Origin of the sequence: Pseudomonas sp. L5B5 (assembly GCF_020520285.1) — a bacterium.
In the GTDB taxonomy this organism is placed as follows: Bacteria; Pseudomonadota; Gammaproteobacteria; order Pseudomonadales; family Pseudomonadaceae; genus Aquipseudomonas.
The window spans coordinates 5123144-5139696 of record NZ_CP084742.1 but is presented as its reverse complement, the minus strand read 5'-3'; the positions used below and the strand labels follow the sequence as shown (position 1 = coordinate 5139696).

16 protein-coding genes are annotated in these 16553 nt (G+C 63.5%); 7 read left to right on the top strand and 9 right to left on the bottom strand.

Features of this window, described 5'->3' with window-relative positions; translation table 11 throughout:
- Positions 1-277 precede the first annotated feature (277 nt).
- Complete coding sequence (mscL, locus tag LGQ10_RS23515; RefSeq protein WP_226523355.1) at positions 278-691, top strand: large-conductance mechanosensitive channel protein MscL; 414 nt, start codon at positions 278-280, stop codon at positions 689-691.
- A 54-nt stretch (positions 692-745) separates the two neighbouring features.
- Here mscL and LGQ10_RS23510 read toward each other — a convergent pair whose 3' ends face one another.
- Positions 746-1522 (bottom strand): ferredoxin--NADP reductase, encoded by a 777-nt coding sequence (locus tag LGQ10_RS23510; protein WP_226523354.1) that lies wholly within the window; start codon positions 1520-1522, stop codon positions 746-748.
- 221 nt (positions 1523-1743) lie between these two features.
- On the opposite strand from LGQ10_RS23510, the gene LGQ10_RS23505 reads away from it, so the two are divergent.
- Positions 1744-2868, top strand: a complete 1125-nt coding sequence (locus tag LGQ10_RS23505) for a methyltransferase (RefSeq protein ID WP_058437009.1) — start codon at positions 1744-1746, stop codon at positions 2866-2868.
- A gap of 183 nt (positions 2869-3051) precedes the next feature.
- Here the strand turns inward: LGQ10_RS23505 and LGQ10_RS23500 are convergent, their stop codons facing one another.
- The 3 genes from LGQ10_RS23500 to LGQ10_RS23490 all read right to left on the bottom strand — a co-directional run bounded on the left by LGQ10_RS23500 (position 3052) and on the right by LGQ10_RS23490 (position 5751).
- Positions 3052-3219 (bottom strand): DUF2474 domain-containing protein, encoded by a 168-nt coding sequence (locus LGQ10_RS23500; RefSeq protein WP_226526181.1) that lies wholly within the window; start codon positions 3217-3219, stop codon positions 3052-3054.
- A gap of 90 nt (positions 3220-3309) precedes the next feature.
- Complete coding sequence (gene cydB / locus LGQ10_RS23495) at positions 3310-4317, bottom strand: cytochrome d ubiquinol oxidase subunit II (protein ID WP_058437008.1); 1008 nt, start codon at positions 4315-4317, stop codon at positions 3310-3312.
- A gap of 3 nt (positions 4318-4320) precedes the next feature.
- Positions 4321-5751, bottom strand: coding sequence for a cytochrome ubiquinol oxidase subunit I (locus LGQ10_RS23490; RefSeq protein WP_226523353.1), 1431 nt, complete (start codon positions 5749-5751; stop codon positions 4321-4323).
- 473 nt (positions 5752-6224) lie between these two features.
- On the opposite strand from LGQ10_RS23490, the gene LGQ10_RS23485 reads away from it, so the two are divergent.
- A complete protein-coding gene (locus LGQ10_RS23485; RefSeq protein WP_226523352.1) occupies positions 6225-7463 on the top strand; it encodes an MFS transporter in 1239 nt (412 codons plus the stop codon).
- A 35-nt stretch (positions 7464-7498) separates the two neighbouring features.
- On the opposite strand, the gene LGQ10_RS23480 is transcribed toward LGQ10_RS23485, so the two are convergent.
- The gene (locus LGQ10_RS23480; protein ID WP_058438111.1) at positions 7499-7795 is read right to left on the bottom strand and encodes a hypothetical protein; all 297 of its coding nucleotides are present in this window, start codon (positions 7793-7795) and stop codon (positions 7499-7501) included.
- 436 nt (positions 7796-8231) lie between these two features.
- On the opposite strand from LGQ10_RS23480, the gene LGQ10_RS23475 reads away from it, so the two are divergent.
- Entirely contained in the window at positions 8232-8510 is a 279-nt protein-coding gene (locus LGQ10_RS23475) for a type II toxin-antitoxin system RelE/ParE family toxin (RefSeq protein ID WP_226523351.1), read from the top strand.
- Between the two features lie 15 nt (positions 8511-8525).
- Entirely contained in the window at positions 8526-8816 is a 291-nt protein-coding gene (locus tag LGQ10_RS23470; RefSeq protein WP_226523350.1) for a HigA family addiction module antitoxin, read from the top strand.
- 59 nt (positions 8817-8875) lie between these two features.
- On the opposite strand, the gene LGQ10_RS23465 is transcribed toward LGQ10_RS23470, so the two are convergent.
- Positions 8876-9325: a DUF4879 domain-containing protein gene (locus tag LGQ10_RS23465; RefSeq protein ID WP_226523349.1), complete on the bottom strand. Its 450-nt coding sequence runs from the start codon at positions 9323-9325 to the stop codon at positions 8876-8878.
- 206 nt (positions 9326-9531) lie between these two features.
- Here LGQ10_RS23465 and LGQ10_RS23460 point away from each other — a divergent pair, with 206 nt between their 5' ends.
- Both LGQ10_RS23460 and trmA read left to right on the top strand, forming a co-directional pair.
- A complete protein-coding gene (locus tag LGQ10_RS23460; RefSeq protein WP_058435173.1) occupies positions 9532-10824 on the top strand; it encodes an NCS2 family permease in 1293 nt (430 codons plus the stop codon).
- Positions 10821-11900 carry a tRNA (uridine(54)-C5)-methyltransferase TrmA gene (trmA, locus tag LGQ10_RS23455; RefSeq protein WP_226523348.1) on the top strand — a complete coding sequence of 360 codons (1080 nt, stop codon included), beginning with the start codon at positions 10821-10823 and terminating at the stop codon, positions 11898-11900. Before LGQ10_RS23460 ends, trmA begins: the two co-directional genes overlap by 4 nt.
- 120 nt (positions 11901-12020) lie before the next feature.
- On the opposite strand, the gene LGQ10_RS23450 is transcribed toward trmA, so the two are convergent.
- Genes LGQ10_RS23450 through LGQ10_RS23440 form a run of 3 tightly spaced genes read right to left on the bottom strand, consistent with a single transcriptional unit; the run spans position 12021 to position 16476 of the window.
- Positions 12021-13358, bottom strand: a complete 1338-nt coding sequence (locus tag LGQ10_RS23450; protein WP_226523347.1) for a TolC family outer membrane protein — start codon at positions 13356-13358, stop codon at positions 12021-12023.
- Positions 13355-14695 (bottom strand): HlyD family type I secretion periplasmic adaptor subunit, encoded by a 1341-nt coding sequence (locus LGQ10_RS23445; RefSeq protein WP_226523346.1) that lies wholly within the window; start codon positions 14693-14695, stop codon positions 13355-13357. The genes LGQ10_RS23450 and LGQ10_RS23445 overlap by 4 nt, the downstream gene beginning before the upstream one ends.
- Positions 14692-16476, bottom strand: coding sequence for a type I secretion system permease/ATPase (locus LGQ10_RS23440; protein ID WP_226523345.1), 1785 nt, complete (start codon positions 16474-16476; stop codon positions 14692-14694). The genes LGQ10_RS23445 and LGQ10_RS23440 overlap by 4 nt, the downstream gene beginning before the upstream one ends.
- Between the last annotated feature and the right edge of the window lie 77 nt (positions 16477-16553).

Here is a 16553-nt window from a genome sequence, read left to right as displayed (position 1 = left end):
TCTAGTTATATAAGGCGCATCTCGATACGCCTGCTAGAGGCTAGTGGCTAAATATCTGAAAGCTAAATAGAAAGCCCGCAACCGCTTGATTGACAGAATGTTGTGGTTATACCGTCGATGACGGGGTATATCGCGCGCGAAAATAGTGGCACTTTGATTAAACTCTTTGTCGATAAACCGGTCATAAACCGCGAACTGTAGAAAGTTGAGTCGGCAGAATGCTTTTTGCTGACTTACACTGCTGTAACCAACCTCATCTGCAACAAGGAAATAACCTATGGGCGTGTTAAGTGAGTTCAAGGCCTTCGCGGTCAAAGGTAATGTGGTCGACATGGCCGTGGGGATCATCATCGGTGCCGCGTTCGGCAAGATCGTCTCCTCCTTTGTCGGTGACGTGGTCATGCCGCCAATCGGGCTGCTGATCGGAGGGGTCAACTTCGCCGACCTGGCCGTTACCCTCAAGGCGGCCGCAGGCGATACGCCAGCGGTAGTCCTGGCCTACGGCAAGTTCATCCAGAGCATCATCGATTTCGTCATCATCGCCTTCGCCATCTTCATGGGGGTCAAGGTGATCAACCGTCTGAAGCGCGAAGAGGCCGTGGCCCCGACGCTACCGCCGGTACCGACCAAGGAAGAAGAGCTGCTGGGGGAGATCCGCGATCTGCTCAAGGCCCAGAACAACAAGCCCTGAGGCACTGCGTACCCACCTGTGGCCTCTGCTCGATCAGTGGCCACGGTTGCTCCCCTACCAGTAAGTTTCCACTGCCACCTGCCCCGGGCGTCGGCTCAGGCTCAGGTTCATGTCCCGCTGCTTGAGTAGGGCCCGAGTGTCATCGATCATCTGCGGGTTGCCGCAGAGCATCACCCTGGAATGCTCAGGACTCAGCTCGACACCTGCCACGCGTTCCAATTCACCGTTCTCGATCAATTGGGTGATACGCCCATTGAGGCTGCCCGGGTGTTGTTCGCGGGTAACGGTGCTGATGAACTGCAGCTTGTGGGCAACTTCAGCCAAGTACTCACGCTGGGGCAACTCGGCCAGCAATTGCTGATAGGCCAACTCCTTGGCTTCGCGCACGCTGTACACCAGGATGATCCGCTCGAACCTCTCCCAAACCTCGAAGTCCTGCAGGATCGACAGGAATGGCGCAATACCGGTGCCGGTGGACAACAACCACAGGTCACGCCCGTCGACGAAACGATCCAGGGTCAGGAAACCGAAGGCCTGGCGATCCACCAGCAGGCTGTCGCCCTCGCACAGGCGACTGAGCTCGCTGGTGAACTCACCACCGGGCACGACGATGGAATAGAACTCGAGGAACTCGTCGAACGGCGAGGACACCATGGAATAGGCACGCCATACCGTGCTGCCGTCGGCCCGGGTCACCCCAAGGCGGGCGAACTGGCCGGCACGAAAGCGAAAACCCGGGTCCCGGGTGATCCGCAGGGTGAACAGGCTGGGGGTCAGCGGCTGGACGTCGAGCAGGGTCTGGCGGGTGTACTTTTCTTCACTGGCAGTCATGACGAACTCCACAAAACCGATGCCCCTAGTGTCCCGCAAAGCGTCCTGCAGAAACACCGGCGGTTTGTAGTGGCATAGACCGCGGGCAATCCCCGGCGAAAAACCGTAAAATCGCGGCTACTTCCCAAATCCCACCTGCGCTTTGCAACAGCGTTGCCCGAAGGCTCCTGTCCGCCACGCTCCTGCGCCGACAGGCTTCACCTATTACCTAGAGTCCGCCCATGCCCCTGCTTGCCAGCCCCTTCGCCCAGCTCGACCTGATCCGCCAGCCCGAACAGCAGAACGAGCCGCTGCAAGCCTTCGATGCCGCGGACGAGTACCTGCTCAACCACCTGGCCGAACAGCAACCGACCCGCGAGACCCGGGTGCTGGTACTCAACGACAGTTTCGGCGCCCTGGCGGCGAGCCTGTTGGGCAAGGTCACGGTCACCAGCAGCGGTGATTCCTACCTTGGCGCTCTGGCGCTGGAAAAGAACCTGGCGCGCAATGGGCTGGCCTTCGATGCCGTGCGCGTGGTGCCGGCCAGCGAGCCCGTGGAAGGCCCCTTCGACCAGGTGCTGGTTCGTGTCCCCAAAACCCTGGCCCTGCTGGAGGAACAGCTGATCCGCCTGCAAGGCCAACTGGCCCCTGGCGCGCAGGTGGTGGCCGCTGCCATGGTCAAGCACCTGCCCCGGGCCGCTGGCGACCTGCTGGAGCGCTACATCGGCCCGGTACAAGCCTCGCTGGCGGTGAAGAAAGCCCGTCTGCTGATCGCCACCGCGCAAGCCCGGCCGCTGGTGGCATCGCCCTACCCGACCCGTTATCGCCTGGACAAGCCGGCCATCGAGCTGCTCAACCACGCCAACGTGTTCTGCCGCGAAGGCCTGGATATCGGCACCCGCGCCTTCCTCCCGCACCTGCCGCAAAACCTCGGCAACGCCCGGGTCGCCGACCTGGGCTGCGGCAACGGCGTACTGGCCATCGCCAGCGCCCTGGACAACCCCCAGGCCCATTACACCCTGGTGGACGAATCCTTCATGGCGGTGCAGTCGGCCCGGGAAAACTGGCAAGCCGTGCTGGGTGAGCGCGAAGCCCAGATGCGCGCCGGTGACGGCCTGGCCGGCCAGGAGCCCCAGTCCCTGGACGTGGTGTTGTGCAATCCGCCCTTCCACCAGCAACAGGTGGTCGGCGACTTCCTCGCCTGGCGCATGTTCCAGCAGGCTCGCGAGGCCCTGGTGGTGGGCGGCGCGCTGTACATCGTCGGCAACCGCCACCTGGGTTACCACAGCAAGCTCGCCCGGCTGTTCCGCGGCGTCGAGCAAGTGGCGGCGACGCCCAAGTTCGTGATCCTCAAAGCCCGCAAGTAACCCTTTCTGCCCCTTGCGATGAAGCCCCGCGGAATGCCTGAAAAACCGCGCGCTCGTTCATTGCAAGCCGACCGGCTGGTGCTGCAAAGAAAAGGCGCAGCAAGCCCAGGACAAAAAAAACCCTCCAATGGAGGGTTATAAACCGCGCCGCACGGCACGGGACGGGATGAGCGGTGATGAAGATCAGTGGGTAGTCAGGCCCGCGGCATTCATGAACATGCGCATCAGGCTGGCGACGACGAACAACGCCAACACGCTGCCGGCCCAGATACCGGCCAGCCAGCCCAGACGTCGCCAGAGCGGCTTCTTCTCGGCTTCTTCGATTTCCTGCAATGAATGTTTACCAGCCATCATCGAATGCTCCTTTCAAAAGGGAGGCGATGGCGCCTGCACGGGCGCCATCGCGAGCAAGCTTCGCTCCTACAAAGGAGCGATGCCTGGCTAGTGATAACCGTCCTCGTGGGTGACCTTGCCGCGGAACACGTAGTAGCTCCAGAAGGTGTAGCCCAGGATGAACGGGATGATGAACAAGGTGCCCACCAGCATGAAGCCCTGGCTCTGCGGCGGCGCGGCGGCGTCCCAGATGGAGATCGACGGTGGCACTATGTTCGGCCACAGGCTGATGCCCAGGCCGCTGTAGCCGAGGAAGATCAGCACCAGGGTCAGCAGGAACGGCGTGTAGTGGGCGTTGCGAGCCACGGCGCGCAGCAGCCCGTACATGGTCACCAGCACCAGGATGGGCACCGGCAGGAACCAGAACAGGTTCGGCAGGGTGAACCAGCGCGCGGCGATTTCGGCGTGGGCCAGGGGGGTCCAGATACTGACGATGCCGATCACCGCCAGCACCACGTAGGCCAGCGGACGGGCCAGGTCATGCATCTGCAGCTGCAGCTTGCCTTCGGTCTTCATGATCAGCCAGGTGCAGCCGAGCAAGGCATAGGCCACCACCAGTGCCAGGCCGCAGAACAGGGTGAAGGGGGTCAGCCAGTCCAGGGAGCCACCGGCAAACTGGCGGTTGACCACCGGCAGGCCATCGATGAACGCTCCGAGGGCCACGCCCTGGAAGAAGGTCGCCGCCACCGAGCCGCCAATGAAGGCCTTGTCCCAGATATGGCGCTTGTCTTCCTTGGCCTTGAAGCGGAACTCGAAGGCCACGCCCCGGAAGATCAGGCCCACCAACATCAGGATCAGCGGCAGGTAGAGCGCCGAGAGCACCACCGAGTAGGCCAGCGGGAAAGCGCCGAACAGCGCCGCCCCGCCCAGCACCAGCCAGGTCTCGTTGCCATCCCAGACCGGAGCGACAGTGTTCATCATCACGTCACGATCGCGGCTGTCCTTGACGAACGGGAAAAGAATCCCGATGCCCAGGTCGAACCCGTCCATGACCACGTACATCATGATGCCGAAGATGATAATCACGGCCCAGAGCAGCGGAAGATCGATACCCATGACTCAGTTCCCCTTGTTCAGGCTGGTGCTGTGGTCGTCATCATCGGCCGCAGAGAGCGGACGGGCCGGGGTGCGTTTCTGCCCGGGACCACCGTGGCTGGTTTCGGCACCTTCATTGATGACCGGGCCTTTGCGCACCAGGCGCATCATGTAGCCGATACCCACGCCGAACAGCGCGAAATACACCACCACGAACAGCGCCAGGGTGATGCTCATCTGCACAAAACTGTGCCCGGAAGAGGCATCGGCGGTGCGCATCAGGCCGTAGACCACCCACGGCTGGCGGCCGATCTCGGTAGTGAACCACCCCGCCAGGATCGCGATCAGCCCGGACGGCCCCATCCACAACGCCAGGTAGAGGAACGGACGCGAGCTGTACAGGCGATCGCGCTTGCGCAGCCAGAGGCTCCACAGGCCGGTGAAGATCATCAGCATGCCCAGGCCCACCATGATCCGGAACGACCAGAAGACGATGGTCGAGTTGGGCCGGTCCTCGGGCGGGAACTCCTTGAGCGCCGGCACCTGCTTGTCCAGGGAGTGGGTGAGGATCAGGCTGCCCAGGTAAGGGATTTCCACCGCGAACTTGGTTTTCTCGGCCTTCATGTCCGGCCAGCCGAAGAGGATCAGCGGAGTCGGTTCGTTGCCGACGTTTTCCCAGTGGCCTTCGATGGCGGCAATCTTCGCCGGCTGGTGCTTGAGGGTATTGAGACCGTGGAAGTCGCCGATCACCGCTTGTACCGGTGCCACGATCAGGGCCATCCACATGGCCATCGAGAGCATGCGTCGAATCGCCGGATTGTCCCGGCCGCGCAACAGGTGCCAGGCCGCCGAGGAGCCGACGAAGAACGCCGTGGCCACGAACGCGGCAACGGCCATGTGCGCCAGGCGATAGGGGAAGGATGGGTTGAAGATCACCGCCAGCCAGTCCACCGGGATGACCTGGCCGTTGACGATTTCATAACCTTGTGGAGTCTGCATCCAGCTGTTGGACGAGAGGATCCAGAAGGTCGAGATCAGGGTGCCGATGGCCACCATCACCGTGGAGAAGAAGTGCAGCTTGCGCCCGACCTTGTTCCAGCCGAACAGCATCACCCCGAGAAAACCGGCCTCGAGGAAAAACGCCGTGAGCACTTCATACGTAAGCAAGGGGCCGGTGACGGAACCGGCAAAATCGGAGAATCGACTCCAGTTGGTGCCGAACTGGTAGGCCATCACCAGGCCGGACACCACCCCCATGCCGAAGTTGACGGCGAAGATCTTCGACCAGAAGTGGTAGAGATCGCGGTAGGTGTCGTCATGGGTCTTCAGCCACAAGCCTTCGAGCACCGCCAGGTAACTCGCCAGGCCGATGGTGATTGCCGGGAACAGAATGTGGAACGAGATGGTGAACGCGAACTGAATTCGGGCGAGATCAAGAGCCTCTAAACCGAACATAAGCTTTCCTCTGTCAGGTAATACCGGCTGCCGGCCAGAGGCCTGCACCCACTGCCCCCACGGATATGGAGTGCGGCGAATTCGAATTCGTTCTTTTTTAAACCATCGCTACGCAGGGATTCTGGCACTTGGGCCACCACATCAGCCTTTGCAAAAAGGTTTTGATCTGGATCAAGCAACGTTGAAAGAATAGTCCTAAATCTGCCCGACAACTCTGTGGTTATTTGCCGCGTGACAGCTTGCCTCACCCTGTCAAAACCGGGCTTTTCCCGGGCATTTCCGCCTTAATGCGCAGGATTGCCGCCAGCTTGGTGTCCATCGCGAGCTGCGATGGCGGGCACCGCCAAGGACCCGGCAGGATTTCCCCGGAAAACCGAGATAGATGCGCGGCTAACGAATTTTCCGCCGGCTGCAACCATTGGTTACATCTTGGTGATAATCTCGTTTCACTCCCCGCTCAGATTTGCCTCCAGATGCCCAGCCAAGACCCTCTGCTGCTCCGCCACCATCGTCCGTTCATCGCGTTCTGGCTGGCGCGGATCTTCACCGCCAGCGGTTTCCAGATGCTCACCGTGGCCATTGGCTGGAACCTCTATCAGCTCACCGGCAACGTGCTCGACCTGGGCCTGGTGGGGTTGGTGGAATTCGCCCCGCGGGTGCTGTTCATGCTGCACACCGGGCATGTGGCCGACCGCTACGACCGACGCCGGGTGGCGGCCATCTGCCAGTCGCTGCAGGCCTTGATCGCCCTGGCCCTGGCCATCGGCAGCCTGACCGACAACGTCACCCGGGAAATGATCTTCATCCTGGCCTTCCTCCTCGGTGGCGCACGCTCCTTCGAGATGCCCACCACCCAGGCCTTGCTGCCAAGCATCGTGCCTGCCGCGCTGTTTCCCCGGGCAGTGGCCGCCGCGCAGTCCGCACAGCAGTCGGCCACCATTGTCGCCCCGGCCCTGGGCGGCTTGCTCTATGCCTTCGGCAGCGCATGGGTCTACGGCCCGACCGTGATCCTGTACGTGATCGCCTGCCTGCTGATGCTCAACCTGCCAGCCCGCCAGGCCGTCCTGAACAAGGGCAAGGCCACCCTCGACTCGCTGCTGGCAGGCATTCGTTTCATCCGCAGCCGCCCGGACATCCTCGGCGCCATTTCCCTGGACCTGTTCGCTGTATTGCTCGGTGGCGCCACTGCGCTGTTGCCAGTGTTCGCCAAGGACATCCTGCTCACCGGTCCCTGGGGCCTGGGTTTGCTGCGCTCGGCACCCGCGGTCGGCGCCCTGTTGATGTCCCTGTGGCTGGCGCGCTTCAGCGTCGAGCGCAAGGTCGGGCGGGTGATGTTCACCGCCGTCGGAGTATTCGGCGTGGCCACCATCGCCTTCGGCCTCTCGACCTCGTTCTGGTTTTCCCTGGCGGTGCTGGTGGTGCTGGGGGCGGCGGACATGATCAGCATGGTGATCCGCGCCTCCTTCGTGCAACTGGAGACACCGGACGAAATGCGCGGTCGGGTCAGTGCGGTGAATGGCCTGTTCATCGGCGCGTCGAACCAGCTGGGGGAATTCGAATCCGGCCTCACGGCCCACTGGTTCGGCACTGTGCCGGCAGTGGTGCTGGGCGGGGTCGGCACGCTGGTGGTGACCGGGACCTGGATCAAGCTGTTCCCGACCCTGGCCCAGCGTGACCGGATGATCGAGCGGGTCGAGCCAGCCAAGGCTTGAAGCCGCGCCGGACAGGCGCAGCCGAGACTCAAGCATCAGTGGTTGGGTCGCCCCCCGGCGGCGACTCGCCATTTCGCCGCCTCCAGCAGGTCGCAACCATCCTGGGTCAGTACATAGAGCACGTCGATGATGTGCGGGATGTCCTTCACGTCGCCGTGGCTGAAGTTCAGGCAGCAGAGGGTTTCCAGCAGATTCGCAGCGGTGCGCATGCGTTGTTCGGCGGCTTCGTGCAGTGCCTCAGGGGACGCATTAGCGTTGATAAAGAAGACGCCTGGCCGACTTATGTTGGACTTAAGCGGCACATAGTGGGCAGCAATTTTCGAGGTATTCATCATTAGATCCTTCTTTATGAATGACCGCCCCAATCGTGACCAAACGATGGGTGGCGGACTGTGCACAGGTTGGTCAACCGGGAAGAAGGCACCCGGCACACCCGAAGGTGTCCCGCGCACAGCCCACCATTAAGCGTGCGGACACGAAAAAGTGCCTGCAAACCAGGGTGGCGCGTGCGCCTTCTAATTTCGGGTGACCAAACCCGGCCGCTGAATTGGCAGCGACGGCGCGAACTATAGGGGTGATGGGACGGGCTGTGCAAGGCGCGACCGGTTAGCCTTTGTTACCCGCTCACAAGCCCCGTGACTGACTCCTTGCCGAACCGAGCTGCGACAGAGAAGCGCCCGGTGGTGGGCTCGTAACAGGTTGTTGATCATTCTGTGCAATACAAAACCGCTGCGGTAAGTGTAAGGTAACGCCTTACACTCTTCCCCCATGATCAAGTCCTTTCAGCACAAAGGCCTGCGCGCCTTCTATGAAACCGGATCGACTCGTGGAATACGGGCTGAGCATGCACGACGGCTGGCCCGCCAGCTGTCGTTCATGGATCACGCCAGTGAACCGGCAGACCTCAACCTGCCGGGCTGGCGGCTGCACCCGCTCAGGGGCGACATGCACGGCTATTGGTCCCTGATGGTGTCCGGCAACTGGCGAGTGATCTTTCGTTTCACAGGTTCGGATATCGAGCTGGTGGATTATCTGGACTACCACTGAACAGGAGGCAGGATCATGCCCATCCACAACCCGCCCCACCCCGGTGACACCCTGCGCCTGGATGTCTTGCCCGAACTGGGCATCAGCGTGACGGAACTGGCGCGGCATATCGGCTACGCCCGCCCGCACCTGTCCAAGGTGTTGAATGGCCGTGCACCGATCCGGGCGGAACTGGCGGTCAGGCTGGAACGCGCCGGCATCGGCAAGGCCAAGGCCTGGCTGGCGGTACAGGCCGATTACGACATCTGGCACACCGAGCAGGACCTGCAACCTGTGATCGAGCCCATCGCGGCCCACGTCGACTGATCCTCGATCAGCACATCCACCAGCAGGGTGTCGGCGGTGAGCCTGGCGCCGATCCAGGACTACTTGATGTAGATCTGCGCACTCATGGAATTGCCCGGGGCGTTGATCGAGGTATTGCTGAAGCGGAAGGTGCCTTCCTGCTTGCCGGCCAGGTCGAAGATATACAGATAGCCGGCGGTGATTCCGGAATTGCCGCAAGGCACGTAGCTGGAGCCGTCTTCGCATACCGCGGTGCGGGTGCCGTCGACCTCGAAGCCATCCAGGGTCACATGGGGCTCACGACCGTAGCCGATTTCCAGCACATAGACCTTGATGTCCGGCCCGCTGTGGTCACAGTGAGTCTGCTCGCGGCCATCGGCGACATCCTCCAGCCCGCAGGAAGACGACAGCACCTTGAGGATCTCCACCTGGCTCAAGGGCGGCGCCGAGCGCGCCATGGCCGGAGCCGCCAGCCAGCAGGCCGCGATCCCCAGCAGCGCCAACGCGGTCAATTTCACTCTACTGCCCATAAGTCCCCCTCAAAATCAGGGCGCAGTATGCGCTACTTGCCAGTCGGGCAAAACATCGCCGACGATCGCAGCCATTGGCCCACGCTGCTGGTATGATGCGCGGCTTTTTCCGACCCAGAGCGAATCCGCAGGCACCTTATAAAGTCTGTGCTTTGCTGTTGGAGTCGATACATTCACGGCGCCCGGCGGCGCCACGGGGAGCAGACATGCTGGAAAGGCTGTTTCAACTCAAGGCACACAACACCAACGTGCGCACCGAGATACTTGCGGGCGTGACCACCTTCCTGGCCATGGCCTACATTCTCTTCGTCAACCCGAGCATCCTCGGCGAGACGGGCATGGACAAGGGCGCGGTATTCGTCGCCACCTGCCTGGCGGCAGCCATCGGCTCCACCGTCATGGGCCTGATCGCCAACTACCCGATCGCCCTGGCACCGGGCATGGGCCTGAACGCCTTCTTCACCTACACCGTGGTCCTGCACATGGGCCACACCTGGCAAGTAGCCCTGGGTGCGGTATTCATCTCGGCGGTGCTGTTCTTCCTGCTGTCGATCTTCCGCATCCGCGAATGGATCATCAACAGCATCCCCCTGCCCCTGCGCTCGGCGATTGCCGCCGGTATCGGCCTGTTCCTGGCGCTGATCGCCCTGCATAACGCCCAGATCGTGGTGGGCAACGAGTCGACCCTGGTCGGCCTGGGCGACCTGAGCAAGCCGGCCCCTATCCTCGCGGCCCTGGGTTTTGCCCTGATCGTCGCCCTGGAAGCCCTGAAAGTGCGTGGCGCGGTGCTGATCGGCATCCTCGCGGTGACCGTCGTGTCCATTCTCATGGGTGTCACCCCGTTCGGCGGCGTGACCTCGATGCCTCCGTCCCTGGCCCCGACCTTCCTGCAGCTGGACATCAAGGGCGCCCTGGATATCGGCCTGGTCAGCGTGATCTTCGCCTTCCTGTTCGTCGACCTGTTCGACAACTCCGGCACCCTGATCGGCGTGGCCAAGCGTGCCGGGCTGATGGGCAAGGACGGCCACATGCCGAAAATGGGCCGGGCCCTGATCGCCGACAGCACCGCGGCCATGGCCGGTTCCCTGCTGGGCACCTCGACCACCACCAGCTACATCGAATCCGCAGCGGGCGTGAGCGCTGGCGGCCGCACCGGCCTGACCGCCATCGTGGTGGCGATCATGTTCCTGCTGGCGCTGTTCTTCTCGCCACTGGCAGCCAGCGTTCCGGCCTTCGCCACCGCACCGGCGCTGCTGTTCGTTGCCGTGCTGATGACCTCCGGGCTGGCGGAAATCGACTGGGAAGACATCACCGTCGCCGCCCCCGTGGTGGTCACCGCCCTGGCCATGCCATTCACCTATTCCATCGCCAACGGCATCGCCTTCGGCTTCATTGCCTGGACCGTGATCAAGCTGCTGTCGGGTCGTGCCCGTGAGCTGAACGCGCCCCTGGTGATCCTGTCGATCCTGTTCGTGATCAAGCTGGGCTACCCCGCATGACTTTTGACGCCGCAAGCTACACCACCCAGTTGCAGGAAAAGGTCACGCGCCTGCGTGACCTGCTGGCGCCCTTCGATGCGCCCGAGCCCCAGGTCTTCGACTCGCCGTTGCAACACTTTCGCCTGCGCGCCGAGTTCCGCCTGTGGCGCGAGGCCGGTGAACGCCACTACGCGATGTTTTCCCAGGACGACAAGCGCACGCCGATCCTCATCGAACAGTTCCCCATCGCCAGCCAGCGCATCAACCAGTTGATGCCCCAGCTCAAGGCCGCCTGGCAAGCCAGTGCGCCGCTGAGCCACAAGTTGTTCCAGGTGGAGTTCCTCACCACCCTGGCCGGCGACGCGATGATTACCCTGTGTTACCACCGCCCCCTGGACGAGCACTGGCACAAGGCTGCGAGCCAGCTGGCTGCCGCCCTCAAGGTCAGCGTGATCGGCCGTTCCAAGGGCAAGCGCGAAGTCATCGGCCAGGACTACGTAGTGGAAAAACTCGAGGTGGGCGGGCGTACCTTCAGCTATCGCCAGCCCGAAGGTGCCTTCACCCAGCCCAACGGCACGGTGAACCAGAAGATGCTCAACTGGGCTTATGAAGCCCTGGGCGAACGCCAGGACGACCTACTGGAGCTGTACTGCGGCAACGGCAACTTCACCCTGCCCCTGGCCACCCGGGTGCGCAAGGTACTGGCCACCGAGATCAGCAAGACCTCGGTGAATGCCGCCTTGAGCAACCTCAGCGAAAACGCTGTGGATAACGTCACCCTGGTGCGCTTGTCGGCCGAGGAACTGACCGAAGCCCTGAACGAAGTTCGGCCGTTCCGCCGCCTGCAAGGTGTCGACCTGAAGAGCTACGAGTTCGGCAGCGTGTTCGTCGACCCGCCGCGGGCCGGCATGGACCCGGACACCTGCGAACTGACCCGGCGCTTCGACAACATCCTGTACATCTCCTGCAACCCCGAGACCCTGGCGGCCAACATCGCCCAGTTGCATGACACTCACCGCATCACCCGCTGTGCGCTGTTCGACCAGTTCCCCTGGACCCATCACATGGAGTCCGGGGTCCTGCTGACTCGACGCTGATCCTTGCGCGCTTGCGCCAACGGCCGTCCTCGTGACGGCCGTTTTCATTCTGTAAGCGGCCGTCATTGAAAGCCCTGCGGGCCTGGTCGCAGCCTCGCAGGCTCGACAGCGGCTACGGGGTCAGCCCAGGGGGTGGAAATAACCGGCCAGTTGCGCAAGGTCCTGCTCGTTCAGCAGGCCGGCGTAGTACTTGAGCTGGACACGTGCCAGCAGGTAGGCGTGCCGGGCATCCGCCAGGTCGCGGCGAGCGCTGAACAGTTGCTGCTCGGCATCCAGCACATCGAGGTTGACCCGTTCGCCGCCCTGCACGCTTTTCTGGGTCGCGGCCACCAGGGCCTGGGCCGAGTCGACCGCCATTTCATAGGCCCTGACCCTGGCTGCGGCACTGGTGTTGAGATTGAACTGCTTGCGCAGCTCGTTGAGCGTGGTGGCGGTCTGCGCATCCAGCTCGTACTGCGCCTGGGACAGCTGGCTCGCCGCCTGGCGGGTCGAGGCCGACACCGAACCCCCGGCGAACAGCGGCAGGCTGACCTGCACGCCGATGGTGTTGGTGTCGTACTTCTGGTTGTAGGAGCTTTCCGAGTCGGAGCTCGTCTGGCGGCTGCTGGCGTAGAGACTGACCTTGGGCAGATGCCCCGCTCGCTTGCGCTCTACCTCGTATTCGGCCGCTCGCAGAGCCTGCTGCTGGGACGCCAGCAGCGGGTTGTTGGCCATGGCCAGGTCTCGCCAGGTATCGAACCGATTGGGCTGCAACGGCTGGATCTCGAACTGCCGAGTCAGCGGGTCCAGCTCATCGATCTGTACCGGTTCGCCGACGATGGCTTGCAACTCGCGCAGGGCAGCGTCCTGCTGGTCCCGGGCCTCGATTTCCTCCGCCAGGGCCAGGCTCAGCCGGGCCTGGGTCTCCAGCACATCGGTACGGGTGGCTTCGCCGCCCTTGAGCAGCCGTTGGTTGAGTTGCAGCCGCTCGGCATAGGTCCGCCTCTGGGCCAGGCTCAGCTCGATACGCTCCTGGGCCAGCAAGGCCTGGCTGTAGGCCCCCAGCAGGCGCACCGCCAGTTCCTGGCTCTTGCTGCGAAAACGCTCGTCGGCAAACAGCGCCTGGGCCGCTCCCTGACGAAAGCGCGCATAGGCTTCGTAGTCCAGCAGAGGTTGTTGCAGGGTCAGGGTCGAGGCATAGCTGCGGTAGTCGCGATCCGTGGTGACGTCGCCACGCAGGGTTTCCTGGGTCACCTGCGAGCGGTTACGCGAATTGTTGTAGTTCCAGGACAGGTTCGGCAGCAGTCCGGCACGGCCAATGGCCCGGTTCTCCTCCCCGGCATCACGCTCCTTGATCGCCGCCTGGAAGGTCGGATCGTTGCGCAGGGCCAGGTCATAGGCATCCAGCAAACCCAGCGCGTGGGCGCCGGGAGCGAGCAGCAGGCACGACAGGAACAGGTATCGCCAGGTCCGGATCATTCTTCCACCAACGCCATGTGGGTCCGGTCCAGCAGAGGCTTGAACAGGTAGTTGAGCATCGAGCGTTCACCGGTGCGGACAAAGGCCTCCACCGGCATGCCCGGACGGATCTGCAGCCCTTGCAACTGCTGCATGCCCTGGGGACTGACCGCTGCGCGCAAGGTGTAGTAGGGCTCGTCGGTACGCTCGTCGACCTGGCGATCGGCGGACACCAGGGTCACTTCTCCCGCCACCCTGGGCGTGGTGCTCTGATTGAAGGCCGGGAACATCAGTTCCACCGCCAGGCCCGGGTGAACCTTGTCGATCAGTTGCACCGGTACTCGCGCCTCCATCAGCAACGGCTCGCCCTGGGGCACGATGTCCATCAATGGCTGGCCGGGCTTGATCACCCCGCCCTCGGTGTAGACCTCAAGGCCCACCACCACTCCGGCGGCCGGTGCTCGGACCTGGCTGTTGGCCAATTCGAATTCAGCGGACGCCAGTCGATTGCGCAGATCCTCGGTGCGGATGCGGGTGTCGGCCAACTGGCTGCGCAGGTCTTTCTGGAAGTCCTCGGCCGACTGGCGGATGCGCAGGCGCAACTCGAGGATCTGTCGCTGCAACTGGCCGATACGACCGAAATCCTCGGCGATCGAACCCTCGACCTGGGCATACAGGCGTTCGCTGTCCAGCAGGCGATTGCGTGGGATATAGCCATCCCGGGCCAGCTCCCGCAGCCCCTGCAACTGCTCGTCCAAGGCCTTGCGCTGCTGCAGCTTGCTGGCCTGGGAATCCCGGGTTCCGCGCAATTGCGCCTCGGAGCCGGCGATGGTTTCGCCAATCCCTTGCTGTTCCATGCTCAAGGCCTGGCGCCGGCTGCTGAACAGCTGGCGTTGCAAGGCCAGGCTGGCAGCGACCTCCGGCTCGTGCACCAGGGCCTGGAGCTGCGGGTCGAAGACAATGTCGCTGGCGCCATCGCGCTCGGCATTCAGCCGCGCCTCGCTGGCCAGGGAACCCAGGTACTGGCTGCGCAGGGATTGCATCTGGGTGCGCAACGGCGTCTCGTTGAGGCGCAGCAGCACCTGCCCGGCGCTGACCTGCTGGCCCTCCTTGACCTCGATCCGCTCGATGATCCCGCCGCTCGGGTGCTGCACCGTCTTGCGATGCCCCGAGACCATGACCTTGCCCGATACCGCCACGCCCTTGTCCAGCGGGGCCAGGGCAGCCCAGCCGAGAAAACCGACGAACCCGGCCAGCACCAGCAACCAGCCGAGCCGCGAATAGCGCCGGTCGTCCAGGACCAGCACGTTACTGGTGGCGGCCCCCTCGGCGGCGCCTGTGGATAAAGATGCCTTCATGCTTTTTTCCCTTCCCCGCCGGCCACGCCCAGGCGGTAATTCATGTTCAGGCTGGCCACCGGATTGTTCGTCGGCACCGGCGAAGGCGGCGCGGCCTTGGCCTTGGCACTGGCCTCCAGCACCCGCGCCGTGGGCCCGAAGGCTTGCAACTGGCCTTCACGCAGGATCATCAACTGGTCGGTGAGGCTCAGCACGTTGGGTTTATGGGTGATCAGCACCAGGGTGCGCCGACGTTGCTTGAGCTGGGTAATGGCTTGCAGCAGCGCCTGCTCGCCAGCTTCATCGAGGTTGGAGTTGGGCTCGTCGAGCACGATCAGCGCCGGCAGGCCATAAAGGGCACGGGCCAGGCCGATGCGCTGGCGCTGGCCACCCGAAAGGCCGGCGCCGCCCTCCCCCAGCCGGGTGTCATAACCCTGGGGCAGTTGCAGGATCAGCTCATGCACCCCGGCCATTTGCGCCGCCTGCAACACCTGCTCCGCATCCAGCGTGCCGAAACGCCCGATGTTCTCGGCAATGCTGCCGGCAAACAGCTGGATGTCCTGGGGCAGGTAGCCGATATGCGGCCCCAGTTGTTGCCTGTCCCACTGCACCAGGTCGGCCCCGTCGAGGCGCACCTTGCCGGCCAGTGGTGTCCAGGCCCCGACCAGCAGCCGGGCCAGGGTCGACTTGCCGCACCCCGAAGGCCCGATCACTCCCAGGACCTGGCCGGCCTCCAGAGTGAAGCCAAGGTTGCTCAGCGCCGGACGACGACTTCCCGGGGCGCAGGCGGTCAGTTGCTCGACACTCAACTTGCCCACCGGCGTCGGCAGGCTCATGCGCACCGGGCGTGGCGGGTTGGCCTGCAGCAGTTCCGATAACCGCTCGTAGGCCAGGCGCGCGGAGCTCCACTGCTTCCACACGGCAATCAGTTGGTCGATGGGGCTGAGCACCCGGCCCATCAGGATCGAACCGGCGATCATCATTCCCGGGGTTATCTGCCCCTGCACCGCCAGCCACGCCCCGAGGCCCAGCACCAGGGATTGCAGGGCCATGCGCACGCCCTTGGACCAGGCGCTGATGGTGGCGGTCTTCTCGCTGGCCAGGTTCTGCTGAGCCAGGAAACCCTGGTGGCCGACGAACCAGCGCGCACGCAAGGCGCCGAGCATGCCCATGGCCTCGATCGCATCGGCGTTGCGCAGGTTGGCCGTGGCCTGCTGGCTGGTGATGATGGACAGCTGGCTGGCCTGGGCCAGTGGGGCCTGGCAGATATGCTGGTTGATCCAGGCCAGCACCACCAGCAGCACCGCCCCGCCCAGGGCCAGCAACCCGAGCCAGGGATGGAACAGGAAGATCACCAGCAGGTACACCGGGAACCACGGCGCATCGAAGAAGGCGAACAAGGCATTGCCGGTGGCGAACTGGCGCAGTGCCGTCAGGTCGCTCAGCGCCTGCCCGGCAGCCTGGGGACTGCCCTTGAGCTGGGCTTCGAAAGCGGCGTCGTACACCCGCTGGTTCAGGCGCATGTCCATCTGCGTGCCGAGGCGGATCACCACCTGGCTGCGCACCCACTCCAGCCCCCCCATCAGGCCGAACAGGCCAAGAATCATCAGGGTCAGCATCAACAGGGTCATCTGGTTGCCCGAGGCCAGCACCCGATCGTAGACCTGCAGCATGTACAGCGCCGGGGCCAGCATCAGCAGGTTGATCACCGCCGAGAACAGGCCGATGTTGAAGAAGCCGCTCTTGTAGGCCGCCAGGGCCGACAGCGTCTCGGAAGCGGCAAGTGAATTCGGCCTGCTCATCCAGATGTCCTGTGGAAATTAACGGATAGGTGGCCCTCCCTCCCGACCGGGTGGAGCGGCAAGAGGCACGCCCGGTA